General features: G+C 41.9%; 17 protein-coding genes. 2 read left to right on the top strand and 15 right to left on the bottom strand.

All coding sequences use genetic code 11. The annotated features are described in order from the left end of the window. Positions 1 to 269 precede the first annotated feature (269 nt). The 8 genes from JXR81_09665 to JXR81_09630 all read right to left on the bottom strand — a co-directional run bounded on the left by JXR81_09665 (position 270) and on the right by JXR81_09630 (position 9,734). Positions 270 to 1,238: a hypothetical protein gene (locus tag JXR81_09665; GenBank protein MBN2755108.1), complete on the bottom strand. Its 969-nt coding sequence runs from the start codon at positions 1,236 to 1,238 to the stop codon at positions 270 to 272. 17 nt (positions 1,239 to 1,255) lie between these two features. Beyond that, positions 1,256 to 2,908 carry a cache domain-containing protein gene (locus JXR81_09660; protein ID MBN2755107.1) on the bottom strand — a complete coding sequence of 551 codons (1,653 nt, stop codon included), beginning with the start codon at positions 2,906 to 2,908 and terminating at the stop codon, positions 1,256 to 1,258. Positions 2,909 to 3,223: 315 nt separating this feature from the next. Beyond that, a complete protein-coding gene (locus tag JXR81_09655) occupies positions 3,224 to 3,799 on the bottom strand; it encodes a MarC family protein (GenBank protein MBN2755106.1) in 576 nt (191 codons plus the stop codon). 20 nt (positions 3,800 to 3,819) lie between these two features. Beyond that, a complete protein-coding gene (locus tag JXR81_09650; protein ID MBN2755105.1) occupies positions 3,820 to 6,375 on the bottom strand; it encodes a pyruvate, phosphate dikinase in 2,556 nt (851 codons plus the stop codon). A gap of 16 nt (positions 6,376 to 6,391) precedes the next feature. Next, positions 6,392 to 7,693, bottom strand: coding sequence for an ankyrin repeat domain-containing protein (locus JXR81_09645; protein ID MBN2755104.1), 1,302 nt, complete (start codon positions 7,691 to 7,693; stop codon positions 6,392 to 6,394). Between the two features lie 4 nt (positions 7,694 to 7,697). Continuing rightward, complete coding sequence (locus JXR81_09640; GenBank protein ID MBN2755103.1) at positions 7,698 to 8,378, bottom strand: hypothetical protein; 681 nt, start codon at positions 8,376 to 8,378, stop codon at positions 7,698 to 7,700. A gap of 36 nt (positions 8,379 to 8,414) precedes the next feature. Further along, complete coding sequence (locus JXR81_09635) at positions 8,415 to 8,843, bottom strand: DUF4375 domain-containing protein (GenBank protein MBN2755102.1); 429 nt, start codon at positions 8,841 to 8,843, stop codon at positions 8,415 to 8,417. Between the two features lie 42 nt (positions 8,844 to 8,885). Continuing rightward, entirely contained in the window at positions 8,886 to 9,734 is an 849-nt protein-coding gene (locus tag JXR81_09630; GenBank protein MBN2755101.1) for a YitT family protein, read from the bottom strand. Positions 9,735 to 9,879: 145 nt separating this feature from the next. On the opposite strand from JXR81_09630, the gene JXR81_09625 reads away from it, so the two are divergent. Beyond that, complete coding sequence (locus JXR81_09625) at positions 9,880 to 11,037, top strand: M20 family metallopeptidase (GenBank protein ID MBN2755100.1); 1,158 nt, start codon at positions 9,880 to 9,882, stop codon at positions 11,035 to 11,037. 192 nt (positions 11,038 to 11,229) lie between these two features. Then, positions 11,230 to 11,529 (top strand): tetratricopeptide repeat protein, encoded by a 300-nt coding sequence (locus JXR81_09620; protein ID MBN2755099.1) that lies wholly within the window; start codon positions 11,230 to 11,232, stop codon positions 11,527 to 11,529. A 57-nt stretch (positions 11,530 to 11,586) separates the two neighbouring features. Here the strand turns inward: JXR81_09620 and JXR81_09615 are convergent, their stop codons facing one another. The 7 genes from JXR81_09615 to JXR81_09585 all read right to left on the bottom strand — a co-directional run bounded on the left by JXR81_09615 (position 11,587) and on the right by JXR81_09585 (position 18,169). Next, on the bottom strand, positions 11,587 to 12,159 hold the full coding sequence (locus JXR81_09615; GenBank protein ID MBN2755098.1) for a hypothetical protein: 573 nt from the start codon (positions 12,157 to 12,159) through the stop codon (positions 11,587 to 11,589). Between the two features lie 59 nt (positions 12,160 to 12,218). Next, positions 12,219 to 13,895 carry a GH3 auxin-responsive promoter family protein gene (locus JXR81_09610; GenBank protein MBN2755097.1) on the bottom strand — a complete coding sequence of 559 codons (1,677 nt, stop codon included), beginning with the start codon at positions 13,893 to 13,895 and terminating at the stop codon, positions 12,219 to 12,221. A 1-nt stretch (position 13,896) separates the two neighbouring features. After that, positions 13,897 to 14,502 carry a LysE family transporter gene (locus JXR81_09605; protein MBN2755096.1) on the bottom strand — a complete coding sequence of 202 codons (606 nt, stop codon included), beginning with the start codon at positions 14,500 to 14,502 and terminating at the stop codon, positions 13,897 to 13,899. 148 nt (positions 14,503 to 14,650) lie between these two features. Next, complete coding sequence (locus JXR81_09600; GenBank protein MBN2755095.1) at positions 14,651 to 15,484, bottom strand: prohibitin family protein; 834 nt, start codon at positions 15,482 to 15,484, stop codon at positions 14,651 to 14,653. A gap of 162 nt (positions 15,485 to 15,646) precedes the next feature. Beyond that, a complete protein-coding gene (locus JXR81_09595; GenBank protein MBN2755094.1) occupies positions 15,647 to 16,501 on the bottom strand; it encodes a haloacid dehalogenase-like hydrolase in 855 nt (284 codons plus the stop codon). A gap of 20 nt (positions 16,502 to 16,521) precedes the next feature. Then, complete coding sequence (locus JXR81_09590) at positions 16,522 to 17,382, bottom strand: nucleotidyl transferase AbiEii/AbiGii toxin family protein (protein MBN2755093.1); 861 nt, start codon at positions 17,380 to 17,382, stop codon at positions 16,522 to 16,524. Further along, positions 17,366 to 18,169 (bottom strand): hypothetical protein, encoded by an 804-nt coding sequence (locus JXR81_09585; protein ID MBN2755092.1) that lies wholly within the window; start codon positions 18,167 to 18,169, stop codon positions 17,366 to 17,368. Before JXR81_09585 ends, JXR81_09590 begins: the two co-directional genes overlap by 17 nt. Between the last annotated feature and the right edge of the window lie 22 nt (positions 18,170 to 18,191).

Raw genomic sequence — 18,191 nt, 5'->3', positions numbered from 1 at the left:
GCAAACAACATAATAACACAAGTGCTTGGTGGGACTTTTTATTTACTTAAGTGGTGCATTTCATATTACATTTTTTACCATAAAAACCATAAAAATCAGCCCAAAGGGTATACACCATTGAACCCTGCCGGTTCTTAAACCATTATTCATTTATGTCTTAAAATTTACGGGTCACTTTTTAAACAAACAGCCGGGCGTCAGATACAAAACCGGCGCCCGGCTGTTTTAATATTTATACTTTTAACCTTCTTGTTTTTATAACTGAAAAATTAAAAGGAAAATTTGGTCTGAAGCATATACTTGTTATCCTGTTTCGCCCCGTTCAATTCCGAGAGCATTTCAAGTTCGTAATTCAGCTGAACCAGCAGATTGGCGTTTACAATGTAATTAACGCCTGCAAAATACGTATTAACCGTGTCGTCAACAGCGCCTGTATCAGGATTCCATGTATCAAACCTTAAATTCGCGCTGAAGCTGTCCGTTATTTTATATCCCGCGAAAAAACTGTACCCTTCCGCGGTTCCTGATTTTCCCGCAGAGGCTTCCCTGTCAGCAATAATATACTGAACAAAACAGTCAACCGGGCCTTCGGTATAGCGCACAAAAGCAGAGCCGTTGATGTCCGTTACCCTGCTGTCAGAAGGCTGGTCCGCGTAAACCGATACCCTTGCGTACAGTCCGGAAAAAGGGCGTATGCCCGCGCTTACGCCGCCGGCTTTCCCCTTATTTGTTTCAATAGATTTGTACCCTGTACCGTTTACAGCGTATAACTGATAATCCATATTAATTTCTTCAATCTTTCCGTATAACCCCAACCCAATATCACACACTTTGACAAGGCCTTTTCTTACATCCATGGAATAACCTATTAAAGGATAACTCCATACGTCGTTCATGCCAAATGCCAGAACCTGCATACCCGCCCTTGCCGTAAGCCCGTCAAAAACTTTATAATCAACGGTAAGAACCTTTACCCAAATTCCAAAATCTATATTTTCCTGCGCGTCATCAACATTTACAATGTCAAGAATTAACATTCCGGAAATTTTATCATCCACTGACATATCCCATTTCAGGTAATTTCGTTCAATTGCAGTCCTGCTTGAAGTATAATCCGCGCCTGTATATCCCGCCGTGTACCTTAACCAGTTATAGCCTGAAAACTTTACCTCTACCGCAGACAAACCCGTTGACAACGCGACAAGCAGTAATACGGCCAGCAATAAATTCTTCTTCATTTTGCCCTCCTTCTTTTTTAGAATTCTTTAAAATCCTCATGGTCGCCAAACGGTATTACATCCGCCGGGTTTTCTTTTTTATACGTTTTTTTGTTCCCCGGCTTTACCTGTGAGAAATCCGCAAAATGTTTTTTTGCTATTTCATGAGTCTTTAACGCTTTTCTTTTAATAATTTCATCACTTCTTTTTTTCTCTTCAACTTTCATATTCTCCACAATTTCATTTTCACCTATTGCATTCGCAAGTTTTCCAACCATCTCATTAAGTTCGGCGGACTGTGATGAAAGTTCTTCGCTGGCGGAAGCTGTTTCTTCCGCGTTGGCGGAATTTCTCTGTGTTACTTTGTCCATTTCCGATACCGCCGAATTTATCTGCTTTATCCCTTTTGCCTGTTCCTCGCTTGCGCCCGATATTTCATCCGACAGCGCGCTTACTTTGGCAATATTTAAAGCCACTTTGCCAAGAATATTTTTTACCTCTTCAGATGACTTCACCCCGTTGTCCACGTTCTTCAGCGAATTGGAAATTATCTCGCCTGTTGCTTTTGCCGCTTCCGCGCTGCGTTTGGAAAGGTTTCTTACCTCCTCCGCGACAACCGCGAAACCTTTTCCCGCTTCTCCGGCGCGCGCCGCTTCCACAGCGGCGTTTAACGCAAGAAGATTTGTCTGAAAAGCAATATCGTCAATTGTTTTTATTATCTTCACCGTCTCGTCAGACGCGCGCTTTATTTCCACAATTGACAAAGCCATTTTATTCATGGCTTCTATACCCGCATTCGCTATGTTTTTTGTCTCTGTAGCGTCTATGCTGGCCCTTTTTGTATTTTCAGTGTTATGCGATATCATGGAAGTAATCTCTTCCAGCGAAGACGCGGTTTCTTCGATGGACGCGGCCTGTTCAGACGCGCCCTGCGCCAGGTCCTGGCTTGCGGATGCTATCTGTCCGGACGCAATATACACCTGGTCAGCGCCGCTGCTGAGATTTTTTATTGTCTCAATTATGGGTTTTGTAATAGAACGGGAAAGATAAAAAGCCGCCGTCATCGCGGCAAGAATAATAATTACAAGAAGCATCACAATACCGCGGGTTGATGCGGCTATTTCTTTTTCAACATCATCCGTATATGTGCCGGTTCCCACAATCCAGTCCCATTCTTTCACGTATTTAACAAATGAAACCTTCGGCTCCGCTTTATCGCCCGCTTTGCCGCTCTTAATCCACTTGTAATCTATAAAACCCTCTCCGGATGAAAACGCAATCTTATTGAACTCCTGAAAGAGTTTTTTACCGTCAGCCGTGGTGTAATCAGTTACACCTCCGGGAACATACCAGCCCGGCTGCGCGTCTTTGCCCAGGGGATGCATAAGCATCTGCGGGGTGGTATCGTTAATCCAGACATAATCACCGTTTTCAAACCTTATATTTCGCAGCGATTCCATTGCAAGTTCTTTTGCTTTTTCTTTGCTTAAAACGCCCGACTTTGACTGAGCTAAAAAATACTCCACAACATCAACAGCTGAAAGCACAATTTTTTTTGTACTTTCATCTTTTGCTTCAAGCATTGCTTTTCTTTGGGCAGAAAGGCTTGTCATAACCATGTAGCTGAAAACAACAATAAGGCTGATGCATAACAGGATGATCTTGGTGGACAGTTTTAAACTTTTCTTCATTGTGCACCTCACTTTTATTTGTGAATGACAATAACTGTTAATAATCATTAAGCATTTATCATACCAACTTCGCATTCAAAAAAACGGCTGATAACAAAGGATTTTTAAGACAGGAGGAATTATAGGTTTTTATTGATTAATTTCATTTTTGAGAAACCGTATCATAAACGATACACATTATCACGCATAAGCACTTTTTTATTGTCCGGCTTGTGAAATATTTACCGCGCTTTTTACCCCAAAATAATAAAAACAGCCTAAAGTTTTTCAGTTGTCGTACTGTTTATTTTCTATAGTTTATATCTTTGGGCTTATTTATAACAACATCCCCATTAACCCTTTTCTAATCATCATTACAGCAATAGCCGCCAGCAGAAGCGCCATGATACGGGACACTGCCAAAACCCCGGTATTGCCTATTAACTTTATTATCGCCCCGGAAAAACTTAGCACCAAAACAGCTATAAGCACATTAAGCACTACAGACGTAATAGTGGGAATAATTCCGTATTGCGCGGTCAGTATAAGGCATGTGGTTAAAACCCCCGGCCCCACTATAAGCGGGGTGCCAATAGGCACAGCGCCCATTTCCGCCACTTCCCCCGCGTGCTTTCCTATGTCAAAAATATCCCGAAGCGCTATCAGGAAAAGTATAACCCCTCCCGCCACCATAAAGTCATTAACGGTAATTCCAAGCATGGCAAATAACCACTTGCCTACAAAAATAAAAATAAGGGCCAAAGAAACACCTGTTATAAAAGAAAGAATAAGCGTCTTTTTTATTTGCTTCTTGTTAAGCCTGCGGGTTAAAGATATAAATATGGGCAGCAGCCCGATAACATCCACCGCTACAAATACGGGAATAAACGCCAGAATAAATTCTTTTAACATAAAGCCCCCTTTAAATAATTTTACCCCGCGAAAACCACGCACTCCTGTTTTACCGGGTCTGCCTGAAGATATATTTTTAAATCTTTACCTTCTATCACCCTTACCGCGCCGCCATAATTTTTTTCACCGGGAAACATCCGCGGAAAACTGTCCAGAAGGGACTCTATAAACTTTTCATTTAATACATTGCCATGGGCTGACGCAAAAAAACCGATATAAAGAATGTTCATTTCCACAAGGTCATTAAAAAAATGCGTCCCCATGGAAAGATCCGGAATAAGCCCTTCGTGCATCTTGCCGATTTCACATATGACAGACGCGGTATTAATTTCAGAAAAAACCACAGGCACGCCAAGCTGTACCATCCGCGTGCCCCACCTTCCCGGCCCTAAAAGCATTATATTTTTCCCGGTTTCTTCCTCAAAGTGTGCCGCCCTGCCCACAAGCCTTGCCACTGAATACCTGTCCTGTTCCGGCAGTAACCCATAAACCCCGGGCACCACATATATTATTCTGTCAACAGCCATTGTCCTGCCCTGCCCTACAAGACCGCCTTTGGATTTTAATATTATTTTATCTTCGGACACGGTGGGGAGAACGCTTTTAACGCCGCTTTCTTTTCTTACATGCTGAGGCCTGCACTGAAGCAGGTTTATTCTGTATTTTTTGTCTTTGGTAAAATTAGCCGTAAATTCTATATCCACCTGACTGCCATAATTATCCCTTAATATAGAAAGTATATCCCCCATATCTTTTATAAATTCTGTTCCGGACAGGACAGTGTCAAAATTTATTATCCTGTATCCGGCGCCATTGTATTCCCTTTCAAGCGAAAACATTTCCGGGTCCAGCCCCGCGTTTTCCTTTAAAATATCCGTAAAATAATCCGTTTTTAAAACATTATTCTGAATATCAAGCACATCCACCCTTTTCTGCGTAAACTTCGCGGTTTCAGCCTGATTTCCTTCAGGCCTTTTTTCCGGCGCGTTTACCGCCACTATACGGGTATAGTCATCATCGTGCCTGTCCACAGCCCTGGTTCCAAGCCCATACACAAGACGTATAAGTCCTGCCGCCGGGTCAATACTTTCGTCCCATTTATAAGAGTTGTACGAAAACCCTACGCCCGCAAGCTGCGGCATAAATATTTTTTCATACCTTGTCCCGGAAACCCTCTGCACCAAAAGCGCCATCTGTTCGTCCATATCAAGGACATTACGCCTGGCCCTGTAAGCCAGCGCCTCTTTTGACATTGTACTTGCGTAAATTAAACGGACAGCTTTTAAAAATTCTTCAAGCCTCTTTTCTTTTGTCCCGTTGTTTACGCAGAAAATGCTTTCATATTTTCCGGAAAACGCGTTTCCAAAATTATCTTCAAGCAGCGAACTGGAACGCACAATAATAGGCGCCTGCCCGAAGTAATCCAGCATATCGGAAAATTTCTGCTTTTCAGTTTCCAGAAATTCCCCGTTTATAATAAGCGCCCGCGCCTCTTCAAGCCTGTCATAAATGGTGGCGGGGTTTTTCTGATTCTGCCTTATGTGCCAGCAGCCGTTTCTTACAAGAAAAGAGTAAAATATGTCCGACCCTATATAAAAAGAGTCGTGTTTTTCAATTATTTGGGTGTATTTAGGAAAATGTTTTTTTAAAATGGCGTGGGCTAAAAGCATACCGGCGGATTTTCCGCCTATCATTCCCGTGCCTATGGTGCGCTTCCAGATATGTATTAATTCCGGCAGGTCAATGAACTTTTCCGCCATTTCCAGCATGCGCGCGTCATTTGAAAAAATCTGCTTTAACTGCCTTAAAAATATCTCCCTTACAGTATCCAAAGAACATTCCCCGCGGCGGCACGATTCAATTACATCTTCAGATTCAATAAAAAGCCTGTCCCAAAGGCCTACCGCCCTGTAAGGCGCGGACTGCAGGCCGTACCAGGGGTCAGAAGCGGATATTTCCGCTATATCGGAACTGTTCATGACAGGCATAAAATCATCACCCACGCGTTCGTGCAGCATGAACATTTCGGAAGAATACCTGCCGTCCACTTTAACAGGCTGAATAAATTCACGCCCGTTTCTGCTGTAAATATCAAGTATTAACTGCGTGGTTTTTGTAATCGGCCTTGTGGCATGATATGAATTTAAATTGCTGGTCACAACAAAATACGCTATACACTTCATCTTTAACAGCCTTGGGCACGTCAATACAAAAAAGTTTTCTATCATACTCTCGCTGAAACTTTCCACCGCAAGTTCGGAAAGCGAATCAAAGACATAATAAGCGCCGTCGCCCGTTTTGGTTATTACATCGTGCATTTGGGTTATAAATTTTTCAAAACCATCTTCCGGATGCAAAACACACACCTGCGCCCCGTCCGCCTCAGAAACAAACGGCGTATGCCCCGCAAACCTGAAGTATATAAGGGGCCTGCCGTTGTTTTTCGCGTATTCGCAGTACGGCTTCACATAAGGTAAAAAATGTTCCAGAACATCAGTCTGCCATACTATATTATCTCCCGGAATTATGCCGTTTAATATCTTATCAAGTCCCGGTATTCCAGTGCTGTCCCGCATCATTACCTCCGGAGCTTTATTTATTTTCGCCGTCTTTTTCTTCGCGGCGTTTTAATATGCGCAGGGCCTTTGGGTCGGCGCCATTTGCCGTACAGTAAGACAGCGGAGTTGTATCGCCGCTTATTTTTTCATTTGGGTCAAAGAAATTCTTCACCAGCAGGGATAATAGCCTGTAATTCCGGTCAAAAGCAGCTTTTACAAGCGGAATCTCCCAGCTTTTCTTTACATCATACTTTGCCCGCCTCTTTGTAAGGCCGGCAGAACTAAGATTATATAGCATTACAGTGTCATTTTTATCAGCAAGCATTGCTATTGCTCCAAACTGCTCTTTTGTATAAAACTTAGCTTCAGTAAATTTAGCGCCGCTTTGAATTAACCGTACGGCAAGCGCCCTTTTTTCAGAAAGCAGGGCGGATATTATAAAACCGCCGCCTGCCGTTTTTAAAAGAGCCTTATTGCGCAGTATTTTTTCCAGCACCGGCTCATTATTCCCGCGCATAGCCGCTTTGAACACTTTCAGCGGTTCTGTTTTTATTAACCCGCCGTATCCCTGAAGCAGAACCGCGCCAAACAGGCTTTCATTTTCATCATTCTGCAGGTCAAAAACAGATATCTCTTTTTCTTCTTCATTCAAATAAATAATTCCTTTTACCCCGGGGTCAGCTTTATGTTTTAAAATTACCGCGCCTGCTTTTAACTTTCCCGCGGCCAAAGCACACAGAATCAGCGGCGCTTTAATATTGTGATTAAACAGTAATAAATAATCCGCATCAAACCCCGCGTCCAAAACAGCCGTCAATTTTACTTCATCATCATTGTTCAAAAACGCTTCAAGTTTCTCATCCGTAAAGCTGCGGCTTAAGCCGCTGAACCTTTCGGTTAAAACCATTCTTAACGCCGGCATAAATTTTTTGCCCGCCTTCTGCTTTACATTATTATATAAGGCCATGTCGCTGTTGTCATACGCAAAACTTAGAAGTTCCTGAAAGCTCCCTGTCCCGCTTTTTAACATCATGGCGGCGGTATTGTCGTGGCCGCTCTCCAGCGCTTCCATAACCGCCGTGTTAAACCCCGATTCAGTTTTATTCAGCAGGTATTTAACCGCCTCTTCATGCCCGGATGACGCGGCCATTTTTAAAGCGTCCGGAATATTATTGGCGCCTTTACGGAGTAAATACTTTATTACGTCCAGGCTGCCCGCTTTTGAGGCTTTTAACATGGCCACGTTAAAAAATTCCGCCCCGTTTTTTACCGCGTCTTTTACCGCGTCCAAATCGCCGTTTTCCGCGGCATTTAATAACCTTTCATCTTCAGTCAAATCATCACCTTATGTTTTTATTGTCCGTTTTTTCCTGTATGTTTCCCGCGGAAATTTCATGTAAAGCCAGCATAGAATTCTTTGTTTCCGCTTTTACCAGCCCCAGGCCCCGCGCCATCCAACAGCTTCCTGTCATCGGGTTATTATCCACAAGGTTTCTGTTTACCCGCGCGCTTATGTGATACGCGGAAACAGTATTACCGCCGGCTAAGACCTCTTCAATCCCTTTATTCTCCATCTCCACCATAACTTTTGCTTTTATGCTTATTATGGCAAGCGCTTTTACTCTTACATTGCCTTCATAATTCCACTTTTGACCCTGCTGAACAGGAAAAACAAGGATATTTGCTTCTTTTTCAAGTTCAAGCGTGACATATATAAAACTTAACACGGGAAGATTCATCTGCGCGGCCTTTACCCAGATGCCTTCATCATCGGCGCGGACAAAACACTTTATTCCGCGGGATGGAACTTCATAAAGCGCGTATTCCTGTTTTCCGTATTTTTCCGCCTTATCAATAAGCGCCTGAACATCCGGCCGCTGTATTTTATCTTTCTTATTATATAAACCGTATGTCCATTTTAACCCGGGTTCAAGCGGGCAATAATCCTTTGGGCTGCTCTCTGCCGCCATAACCGCGCCGAAAAACATAACAACAGATATTACCACCATTATCTTTTTCATTATCGCTCCCCTGTACATCCATTAAACCGCAGGCGCTTACTTTCTGTATGCCAAACCTTTATCCATTATAAAATCAAGTATCTTTTTGGTAAATTGTTTCTTGAAGCCGTAAAACTTGTCATCAATTTCTTCAAACATTAAGTTATATTCTTCGCTGTCCCAGCTGTTGATTATTTCATTGCGTTTTTCCAAATCCGGGACAATACCGTCAGGAAACAGCGCGTTTATCTTTTTTAACAGCGCAATCGGTTCTGTAAACCCTATTTTTTCAAGGTCGTGTATTGTATCGTCAACATGGCCGGCACTTTCATTATAATAGAAACTTATAATGCCGCTGTCCGCCTGCTCCATTAAAGTATGGCAGTTAAACCATACACGCTCGTCTGCCGTTAAAGAGCCATAATCAGCCATTCCCTTTTCCGCGATAATTTCCCATTCATTCTGAAAATCAATAAGCTGCTTCAATTATAATCTCCTTTTGCTCTGTCTAATATCTACTGCCTAATCTCACCAATGCGGCTGATTGCCTATTTCCACCCCTGTGACATCTTCAGCCGTCATAACCGCTATAAAAGCTTTAGGATCTGTTTTCAAAATTGACCGTTTCAGATACGCTATCTTCTTTCTTTCCACTACAGAGTACAGAATTTTCTGCATAGTGCCTTTATAACCGCCCTTGCTGTCAATTACCGTAAACGCAAGATGCTCCTTTTTCATATGTTCCGCTATCTGGTCGGATTTTTCCGACATTATAAGGACAGCGCGCCTGTGGGCAAAACCATGAAAAGTCTTGTTTGTCACATACATATTTATAAAAATATACACCAAAGTATATAATACATTTTCCACAGGAAAAAACGCCGCCATAACGCCTATTATTAAAGTGTTTATTATCATCGAGGATGTCCCTATTGTCATGCCGGTAAGTTTATTTATTATAATGTAAAGCACATCCGCCCCGCCGGCAGAACCGTATGAACGAAGGGCAATAGCAAGCCCTATCCCTGACAGGCCTCCGGCAATAACCGCGCAAAGCATCTTATCCTGCATGTGAAACTGAAAAGGCATTAAACCCAGTATGACCGTATATATGCCCATGCCGATAAGGGAGTAAACGGTAAACCTTCTGCCCACAAACTTCCATCCAAGGGCAAATATAGGAATATTTATAAGCAGATAAATCACGCCCAAAGGCAGAATATCGGTTTTATAAGATATCATAAGGGATATGCCTGTGGCGCCCCTTGAAATAAATTCCTGCGGCACCAGAAAAGCCTTTATGGCAAAAGCCGTAATCAGGCTTCCGGCGGTTATCAGGAATATATTGTATGCCGCGTCTTTAATTTTATTTTTCATAATCTCTCCCTTATTTATTATTTTAATTATAACATAACCCGATGAACAGTTGTACATGCGACATGCCGTAAGGAAAAATCCGCATGCCGCTTTTCTTATATTTCTGATTCTGTTATACTGTAAAAAAAAATCGGGAGAACGCATAATGAAACCGGAATCTGTAAAAAACCTTTTATCAGACCTTGTACGTATTCCTTCTGTTAATCAGTTTATTACAGGCGAAATAAAAGCGGAACAGAAAATCGCGGAATATTTAAAAAATCTGAGTGAATCTTCCGGTTTAAAAACACAGCTTCTGGAAGTTTCCGGATGCGCCCCTAATCTTCTTATTACAAAAGAATTTAAAAAAAGCGCCCCGTGGATAATGTTCTGCGCGCATATGGATACAGTCTCTGCTGACGGGATGAATTTTGACCCGTTTTGCGGGGAAGAAAAAAACGGCCGCATTCTTGGCCGCGGTTCAAACGATGATAAGGGCAGCATTGCAGCGGCTTTATGGGCGTTAAAAGAAGTAATCAGCGAAGACAATTGCGTAAATAACATTGCCCTTTTATTCACGGTGGACGAGGAGCAGCACCGCAGCGGAGCCGCGGCATTCTGCAATGAACAGCTGCCAAAACTTAACTTTAAACCGCAGGGAGTTGTAATAGCGGAGCCAACTTCTTTAATGCCAATCGTTGCACATGCCGGCATTGGGCACTTTAAGGTAATTGTAAAAGGCATTGCGGCACACGCTTCTGACCCATCCAAAGGCAGGTCCGCTATCAAGGATATGGTAAAAGTAATGGATGCTATTGAAAAGGACTATATTGCAAAACTTACTGCTGTACACCCATTATGCGGCAAAGCACAGTGTTCAATAAACATGATAACCGGCGGCCGCCAGATTAACGGAATTCCCGATGAATGTATAATACGCGTGGACCGCAGGGTCATGCCGGGAGAAGACGTGGATTCAGTAATCCCGGAAGTGGAGAAAGTTTTAAGCGGGCTTAGAAAACAGGATCCCGGCCTGCGGGTAACAGCAGAGTCTGACTTCAAAGACAACCCCCTGTCACAGGACTTAAGCACCCCCTTTATAACAAAAACACTGGAAGCAATTAAAAAAGCAGGATTAGACAGCACTCCCATAGGCGCGGCATTTGCAACAGACGCCGGCGCTTTTTCAGCCATAGGATTGCCCTGCGTGGTATTAGGCCCGGGCGAGGATAAAAATTCCCATACCGCAGATGAATCAATAGCGGTAAAAGAACTTGAAGAAGGCGTTCGTGTGTTTAAAGAATTAATGAGATTTAAATATTAACGCCTTAAATCCGGCTCACGCGGTTTAACAGAATATCCCCGTTTATTATCCGCCCCGCAGAACTGATTCCCGGGCCGCCTTTAAAAAAATTAATATGACCTTTCTTTGCCGTTAAGTGGTAATATATAAATAAGGGCGGGGTTTGAAATATTATCGGATAAACCGGGTCAGAACCGCTTAACCGGAGACCGGATGAACGAAAAAACAAAGCTGGTTTTAATAAGGTGCGCAAGGGTTTATCTTGCAACCAAAAACTGGGATAAAGCCGTATCTGAATACGAAGTTTTATACGCGGATTTTCCGGACGACCCCTATATAATAGAACCGCTTGCCAAGGCATACTATGAAAAAGGCGACAGGTTCAAATCAAAAAACCTTTATGAAAAAGTCGTGGCAATTTTCGCGTCCAAGGGCGATGAAATAAAGGTTCTAAGAATAAAAACAGACATCGCAAAAATGTTCCCCGAAACCCCACCACAGGCACAGCAATAAAAAAAGCCCGGCAATAAAACAAATTAACGCTTTATTCCGGACTCTTTTATTTATATCTTAAATTACATCCTCAATTGCTTCAAACGAGTATCCCGGATTCGTGACATTATCCAATTCCGTATATGAATCCTCCTGGCATTCATACGGAATTACAACAATATAAAGAGTACCGGTAAAATCCGCCGTATAATTAACCGTACTTAAGTGGTGTATCCCTGACGGGTCTGAACCGCAGTTGCTGGCACAATCATCATTATAAGCAATATTATTCGCTTCTATATCAGCAACATCGCGTGTTGTTAAAGCGTTCTTACCATCAGGTGTGAAAACATACATAAAGGTATCTGTATCGCCTGTCCCGTCCGGGTCAGTGTCATCATTTGTAAGGTCAAAAGTCCTTAAAACATATGACGTACCTGACGTAACTGAAACTTTAAACCAATCCTGGTCGCATAAACCGTCAAACGTAAGCCCTGTAATTGAACTTCCCAAAGCCACTGCAATAGCGGTGTCAGGTGAATCCCCTGCCGGAACAGTTGACGGAGCGCTTGGCGAACTGCTTTTTGAACACGCAATAAAAACAACAGGTAAAACAATTACAGCCAGAACAAGAAACATGACTTTTTTCATAATTTTACAGCCTCCTTAATTTTTTATATTATACCAAAAAACATAACAATTAAATATTATTATGATGATTGTGCGACTGTCATCTCTACAAAACCGCTGTCCTTTACGTCCGGCTCGTACGCCATTGACTTCCATTTATATTGGGTGTCCCTCCGTCCGTTATTAATATGCCCTCTCATAATTTCCGCTTCCCATCCCGGTTTCATAAAATAAAATACCGGCGGATCCAGCCTGCCCGAATCCCTTTCATCCAGATATTCGGGATTCACCGCTTTAAGCGTGTTTTCAATCAACTGCGGCAGCATCCGCCTTATTTCTTCTTTATTATCCGCGTCAATATAAATATCATACCTGCTTTTTGCGGCATTACCCACAGCCCGAAACTGCCTGACTTCAATACCCGCTGTTTTTTTTATTTCTGCAAAAGTTTCAATGAAATGATTTACATGGTTTTTTTCACCGCTTATATCAATTATGTCATTGCACTTTCGCTGAAAAGTAATCACGGGCGCCTTTTTATAAAAACCCGTAACCCTTATTATATCGCCTATATCATACCTGTACAGCCCGCTGCCGTTTGTAAGCAGTATCTTGTAATTCTTATTTATTTCAAGCTGCCCGCAGTTTAAAACCGTATAAGCTCCGGAATCAGCCTGTTCTTCCGGAATAAACTCATAGTAATTACTTTCCACAGCTAAAACAGCCCCGGGATAATTATCTTTATACGGTATGGAACATGCCGCCTCGCTGGCTATGTAACCCAGATCCCTTTTGGCAATACCTTTACCAAAATAATAATCAAGTTCATCAGACTTATATCCCACATTTCCGGCCAGCCAGCATCCTATCAGCCGCATCCCCGGCCAGACATGATACGGCATCAGTTTTCCTTCTCTCTTCAGTATACTTTCAAGTTCATCCGCCTTTTTGGGATTTGGTTTTATATACTTTGAAAGTTTCTTAATGACAGCAGGGTCTGATTTTTCACCCGCAAAAAACCCTTCAGGAAAAAGCACGCCTTTTCTTATGCTCTCTATTATAACCCCGGAGTACTCCATACCTGTTTTTACCATATTAATTATTGTCAGCGGGCACGGGGTTACTATAAAAGAAACGTTTTGTTCAAAAGAAAACCTTGCAGTCATATAATACCGGGTTTTATAATCACCCAGCATGGAAACTTCTTCCGGCACCGCATGAATTCCGCCAAAACGGGAAGCAGCCCCTGAACGCACCATTCCCGAGAAACAGCCGCAGACAATATTGCCTTCTGATATTTCTTCAATACCTTTATTTGCCATTCCGATATTTTTACCGGCAAGAAGCTTCGGATGCGCTTTTATAGCGCCATAAAGCCAGTGAAAAGTCAGGTCCATTGTCTTTTTATAAGATTCATCAGTCATCGGCACATATTTGGGCGAAGCACTGGTTCCGGACGTCATGCTGAACATCACAATATGTCCGCACACCAGAACATCCTTTTGACCTTTAAGCATTCTTCTGATATACGGTTCAACATCTCCATATCTGACCACGGGAACATTATTTCTATATCCCGATTCATCCCTTATGGCAGAAAAATTATGCGCCTTGCCATATTCACACGCGGCATTTTTCTTAAGAATAGACAGAAGCAGCTTTTGCTGGGCACCTGCCGGATTATCTGCCGCTTTATCAAGACGCGCCTGAAGCAGGGCTCCTTTTATTCTAATTGCCGTTTCCAGAAGATATCTCATATTACAGAACTCCCTTTATTCCCTGCACGGCAAAAAACAGCCCCAATATAATAAGGAAAGCCCCTGAAACAAGGGATATAACACTTATAACCTTTTCATTTAATACTTTCTTTCCACCGGCAGTTAACACGGAAAAAAACAGAGTCCATAACAAAACACCGGCAAGCACCGCGGTTCCGCCTGTAAGCCAAAAGTAAGCGGAATTCTTAAGCACAATAGCGGACAGTCCGGTCCACCAGATTAAAGTCATAGGGTTTAATAAAGTCAGCAGAAATCCCTGAAGATAATTTGTACCGTAAATCGCAGCTGTTTTTTTTGATTTTATGCTGAAAGCGGTTATACATGACTTTGCCCCAAGATAAATTATAAAAATAACACCGGCAAAATAAATAACACGTTCCACCGGTCCGCCCGACAGGAAATTTTTAAACCCGGAAAAAACCATAATCATAATAACAAAATCCGCCGTACATGCGCCAAGCGAGAATAAAAAAGCAGGCTTAAATCCGCCCTGCAGCCCCCTTCGCATAATTTCTGAATTTACAGGCCCGACAGGAGCCGCAAGAGTAAACCCAAGCAATAAATTAACCGCCAGTTCCCCGAACATTTACTGTCTCCATTAATATTTTGGCCTTTATTAAACAGAGGCGCAAATCCTTTCGCATGTCCGCGATTGTATTACGCCCCTGCTTTATTATCCTTAAAAACATTCTTAATATTACGCCCGTTTTCTGTTCTTAGAACAAAAAACCGCTTTACTTGCTGTCGCCCACGCCTATAAACGGCACTGCTCCGGCGCCGGTTACATTTGGCAGTATGCCGTTCCACTTTTCAATCGCTTTCATATTGGCTTCTATCTTTCTAAGTTCAATAAGGTCGGCAGAGATGTTGGCCTTTTGTAACCTTAAAGATTCAGCTTCCGCGCGGGCGGCTGTAATCTTCTGTTCCGCTTCTATCTTAATACGCTCAAGATCACGTTTCGCTTTTAACGCCAGCTGTTCCGCTGTCTGTTTATTTTCAATGGCTTCCGTAAACACTTTTGAAAAACTGAAAGCCACAATCGAAAACGCGTCCACCGCTATATTATACGGCCTTAAACGTTCTTCAAGTTTCAGCCGCATCTCTTCGCCGACTATCGGCCTTTTTGTAATAAGTTCTTCCGCGGAATACCTTGCGGTTACAGCCTTTACCACTTCAAGTATTGCCGGGTCAATTATTCTGTCTTTAAACTGGATTCCAAGTTCCTGATAAACTTTATTGGCTTTATCCGGAATTATGTGGTAGTTAAGCGCCACTGTGGATGTGACATCCTGAAGGTCGGCTGAAGCCGCAATTGTTTCCGTCATTGCTTTCTGTACTTTAACATCCAAAGTCACTATGCTCTGCATTACCGGAATCCTGAAATGTATGCCTTCATTAAGGACTTTATCCTCAACCGCTCCAAAATTCAGCATAACTCCCCTTTCACCCGGGCCTACCAGCGCCCAAGGCCTGAAAAAAATTAAAACAACCAGCAAAATACCAATCGTAATTATTGTCTTTGGAAACCTGTTAAAAGCTTTTTTCATTTCGTAAAATTCTTCCGCCATCTTGAACCTCCTCTATTTTTTTATACTGACATTATAAACAGATATAAATATTTGTATATGTTTATTTGAAGTTTTTTCGTTTATCGGCATAGCCAAAAATACAACACATACCGCTTAACCCTTTAAAAACCGGCATTATACGGCTGCAGCGCATGCAGAATACTACTCCCTTTGTTTTTCCGCCTCAAAACGGTACTTTACATCCGCGATGATTTTATCCGCAAGCATATTTATAAGAGCCGTAAGTTTTGAACCTTCCGAATAGTCCGCTTCCGCCATTAAATCCGCGCGCCCGGCCTTCAGCAGCTGCCTGCAGACTTTATACCCTTTTTTATCCCCCGGCGCGTATACCGCGACAGCATATCCGCCTGCGCCACGGACAACCGTCATTGACGGCACATCTGTCAGCCCGTCTCCTATGTATATCATGTTTTTAAAAGGAATAGGCCTTATTTTTTCATCCATATGTTCGTTGATGGATTCACCCTGCTTTTCCTTTCCTTTATTAATACGAAAAATATACTGCGTCTTGTTGGTGTCATTTACGACAATATTTGGGAATACAGCCTTGCCCTGCCGGTTATAATAATACTCGCACGCGAATACATTATAGAAATTCTTAAATATGGATGTACCCTGTATAATCTCTTTAATGCCGCCGGAGGTTATGTAATGCCGTATTTCCGCTGCCGGCATTTTTGATTTTATATACCGGTTTAATCTGTGAAAGTGCGATTTTACCCCTTTAAAATACTTTATGTTTTTCGCGGGTTTCGCGAACATCGCGCGTGTCAGCGGCACCCCTGCCTTGTGCGCTTTTTCAAGTATCATACGCATGTATGTAAGCGTGGAATCCCCGCCTGTCTTTCTCATCTGGGTTTCCAGCTCGCGCCAGAAATCCGCGCCCTTTATCCCCACCTGCGGCAGGACAGTATAGTCCTGCATGGAACCCGGTGTTAACGTCCCGTCAAAATCATAAATTACCGCGATTATTGGTTTCATTGCTTCTCCTTTCATTACCATATTAACTTGTAAGTTTAATCCTTAAAATATTTTATAACTCTTTTTAAATCAAATCGCTCTTTTGCTTCCTGTGTTAACACCGGATACAGTTCATCTTCAAACCTTAATACCATACTTTCAATTTCTTCAGGCGGCCTTAAGTTATTATAATACATTTTTAATTCCCGGGTAAATCCATCTTCTTCAAACTTTTTTGCCGCAAGTTCTTTAAACTCCAAAGATTTGAAATCAAATTTATTCATTATCAGATAATGAAGATCAAAAAAATCTCTTGGAGCTATGGTTTTTCTTGTCACTGCAGCTCTTAATTTTTCCGCCGCGATTTCCGGCAGCTGCATGCATTTTACATTACCCGCCTTAAACAAATCTTCCTCCGTGAAAGGATTTTTAAATACGTGCTTAACCTCTTTTAAATGCGCCGGAAGACATGGATTTGCCCTTAAACCAACTTCAAATTTAACGTGATCAACCGCTCCTGTAATTACAGAATCATATTCCATATAATAAACATACTGCCTGCTCTCATTCCTGCCCGCAGGCCCGGATTCATCTAATCTTAAACCCAGATTTTCCGTATATTCCTTTATGCTGTTTTTAATCTTTTTCATAGCCGCGCTTCTTTTGCCTTTTGTACTTTTTTGTTCAGGCAGAACAAGGGTGAAATCCAGATCCTCACTAAGCCTGAAATATTCAAAATAAATTTTATTAAGACACGTGCCCCCTTTAAAAATAAGATTCTCATCAAGTTTTTCATTCATGCCGCCCAGCAATATTGTTAAATAATAATCTTTTTCAAGCAGCCTTAACGGAAATCCGGTCCGTCCTGATGTTCTTTCCAGTACTTCTGAAAATTGCCTTTTATTCCTGTGAATCATTAATAATAACCCCCCATTTTTTATCTATTTTACCCTTTCTGCCGCGGCCTTCATAAAGGCCCATTAAAGAAGAAGAATTTATTGTTTTAACCAATTTACCTGTTTTTACCCCTGAATTTTCAAGAATATATCCCGCGCGTTTTCTGACATAAGCCGAAGGAAAAATTTCCAAATAAGAAATAAACTTCTTAAGATTTATCCTGCCGTTTTTAACTTCATCTGTCATTATCTTATACGCTTTTTTTAACCCTCCTACCGGAGCGGAATAATACAACAAATCAACAAGCGTTCTTTCACGGTCGCTTATTTTCACTTTTGTGCCTGTAAAATCCGCTTCCATCAAACCGTACATCCTGCTTTTTTGTATTTTCAACAGATTAAACCTTAAACCGCCGGCATTTATTTTGCGCTGAAGTTTTGTATTTAACAGATAAACAACCTGGTATATCTGATCTGTAAATTTATAATAATTATACATAGGAGAATAACCCATATAATATTCTCCGTCCGGAAACAGAAGCGCCGGAATCCTATATTCACTTATATTTCTTCCTCCTGGACCGGCTTCTATCGGCGAATAAACATATAATCCATTTTTGATTTTTTTAAGAATTCCCTTTTTCTTAAGCCTGTAAATAAGCTTTGATCTTACGTTTTTAGGATACTTTGAAAAATACGCGTCAAATTGAAAACGGGTAACAATATCTGCCTTTTCATAAGACAGCCTTCCTATTACTTCTTTTTCACGCTGTGTGATATAATCCGTCTTTGTAGTATTATTACTCATTTTTCCACCTGCTGGATTTTTC

The organism is Candidatus Goldiibacteriota bacterium (genome assembly GCA_016937715.1).
GTDB lineage: Bacteria > Oederibacteriota > PGYV01 > PGYV01 > PGYV01 > PGYV01.
This window is presented reverse-complemented; position numbering and strand designations above follow the sequence as displayed.

Bases quoted from the DNA above. Each gene is read 5' to 3' on its own strand.
- JXR81_09595 (MBN2755094.1), bottom strand. From the start codon at position 16,501: ATGAAAGGAGAAGCAATGAAACCAATAATCGCGGTAATTTATGATTTT.
- JXR81_09640 (MBN2755103.1), bottom strand. From the start codon at position 8,378: ATGAAAAAGATAATGGTGGTAATATCTGTTGTTATGTTTTTCGGCGCG.
- JXR81_09625 (MBN2755100.1), top strand. From the start codon at position 9,880: ATGAAACCGGAATCTGTAAAAAACCTTTTATCAGACCTTGTACGTATT.
- JXR81_09655 (MBN2755106.1), bottom strand. From the start codon at position 3,799: ATGTTAAAAGAATTTATTCTGGCGTTTATTCCCGTATTTGTAGCGGTG.
- JXR81_09620 (MBN2755099.1), top strand. From the start codon at position 11,230: ATGAACGAAAAAACAAAGCTGGTTTTAATAAGGTGCGCAAGGGTTTAT.
- JXR81_09605 (MBN2755096.1), bottom strand. From the start codon at position 14,502: ATGTTCGGGGAACTGGCGGTTAATTTATTGCTTGGGTTTACTCTTGCG.
- JXR81_09600 (MBN2755095.1), bottom strand. From the start codon at position 15,484: ATGGCGGAAGAATTTTACGAAATGAAAAAAGCTTTTAACAGGTTTCCA.
- JXR81_09665 (MBN2755108.1), bottom strand. From the start codon at position 1,238: ATGAAGAAGAATTTATTGCTGGCCGTATTACTGCTTGTCGCGTTGTCA.
- JXR81_09660 (MBN2755107.1), bottom strand. From the start codon at position 2,908: ATGAAGAAAAGTTTAAAACTGTCCACCAAGATCATCCTGTTATGCATC.
- JXR81_09590 (MBN2755093.1), bottom strand. From the start codon at position 17,382: ATGATTCACAGGAATAAAAGGCAATTTTCAGAAGTACTGGAAAGAACA.
- JXR81_09615 (MBN2755098.1), bottom strand. From the start codon at position 12,159: ATGAAAAAAGTCATGTTTCTTGTTCTGGCTGTAATTGTTTTACCTGTT.
- JXR81_09585 (MBN2755092.1), bottom strand. From the start codon at position 18,169: ATGAGTAATAATACTACAAAGACGGATTATATCACACAGCGTGAAAAA.
- JXR81_09610 (MBN2755097.1), bottom strand. From the start codon at position 13,895: ATGAGATATCTTCTGGAAACGGCAATTAGAATAAAAGGAGCCCTGCTT.
- JXR81_09650 (MBN2755105.1), bottom strand. From the start codon at position 6,375: ATGCGGGACAGCACTGGAATACCGGGACTTGATAAGATATTAAACGGC.
- JXR81_09630 (MBN2755101.1), bottom strand. From the start codon at position 9,734: ATGAAAAATAAAATTAAAGACGCGGCATACAATATATTCCTGATAACC.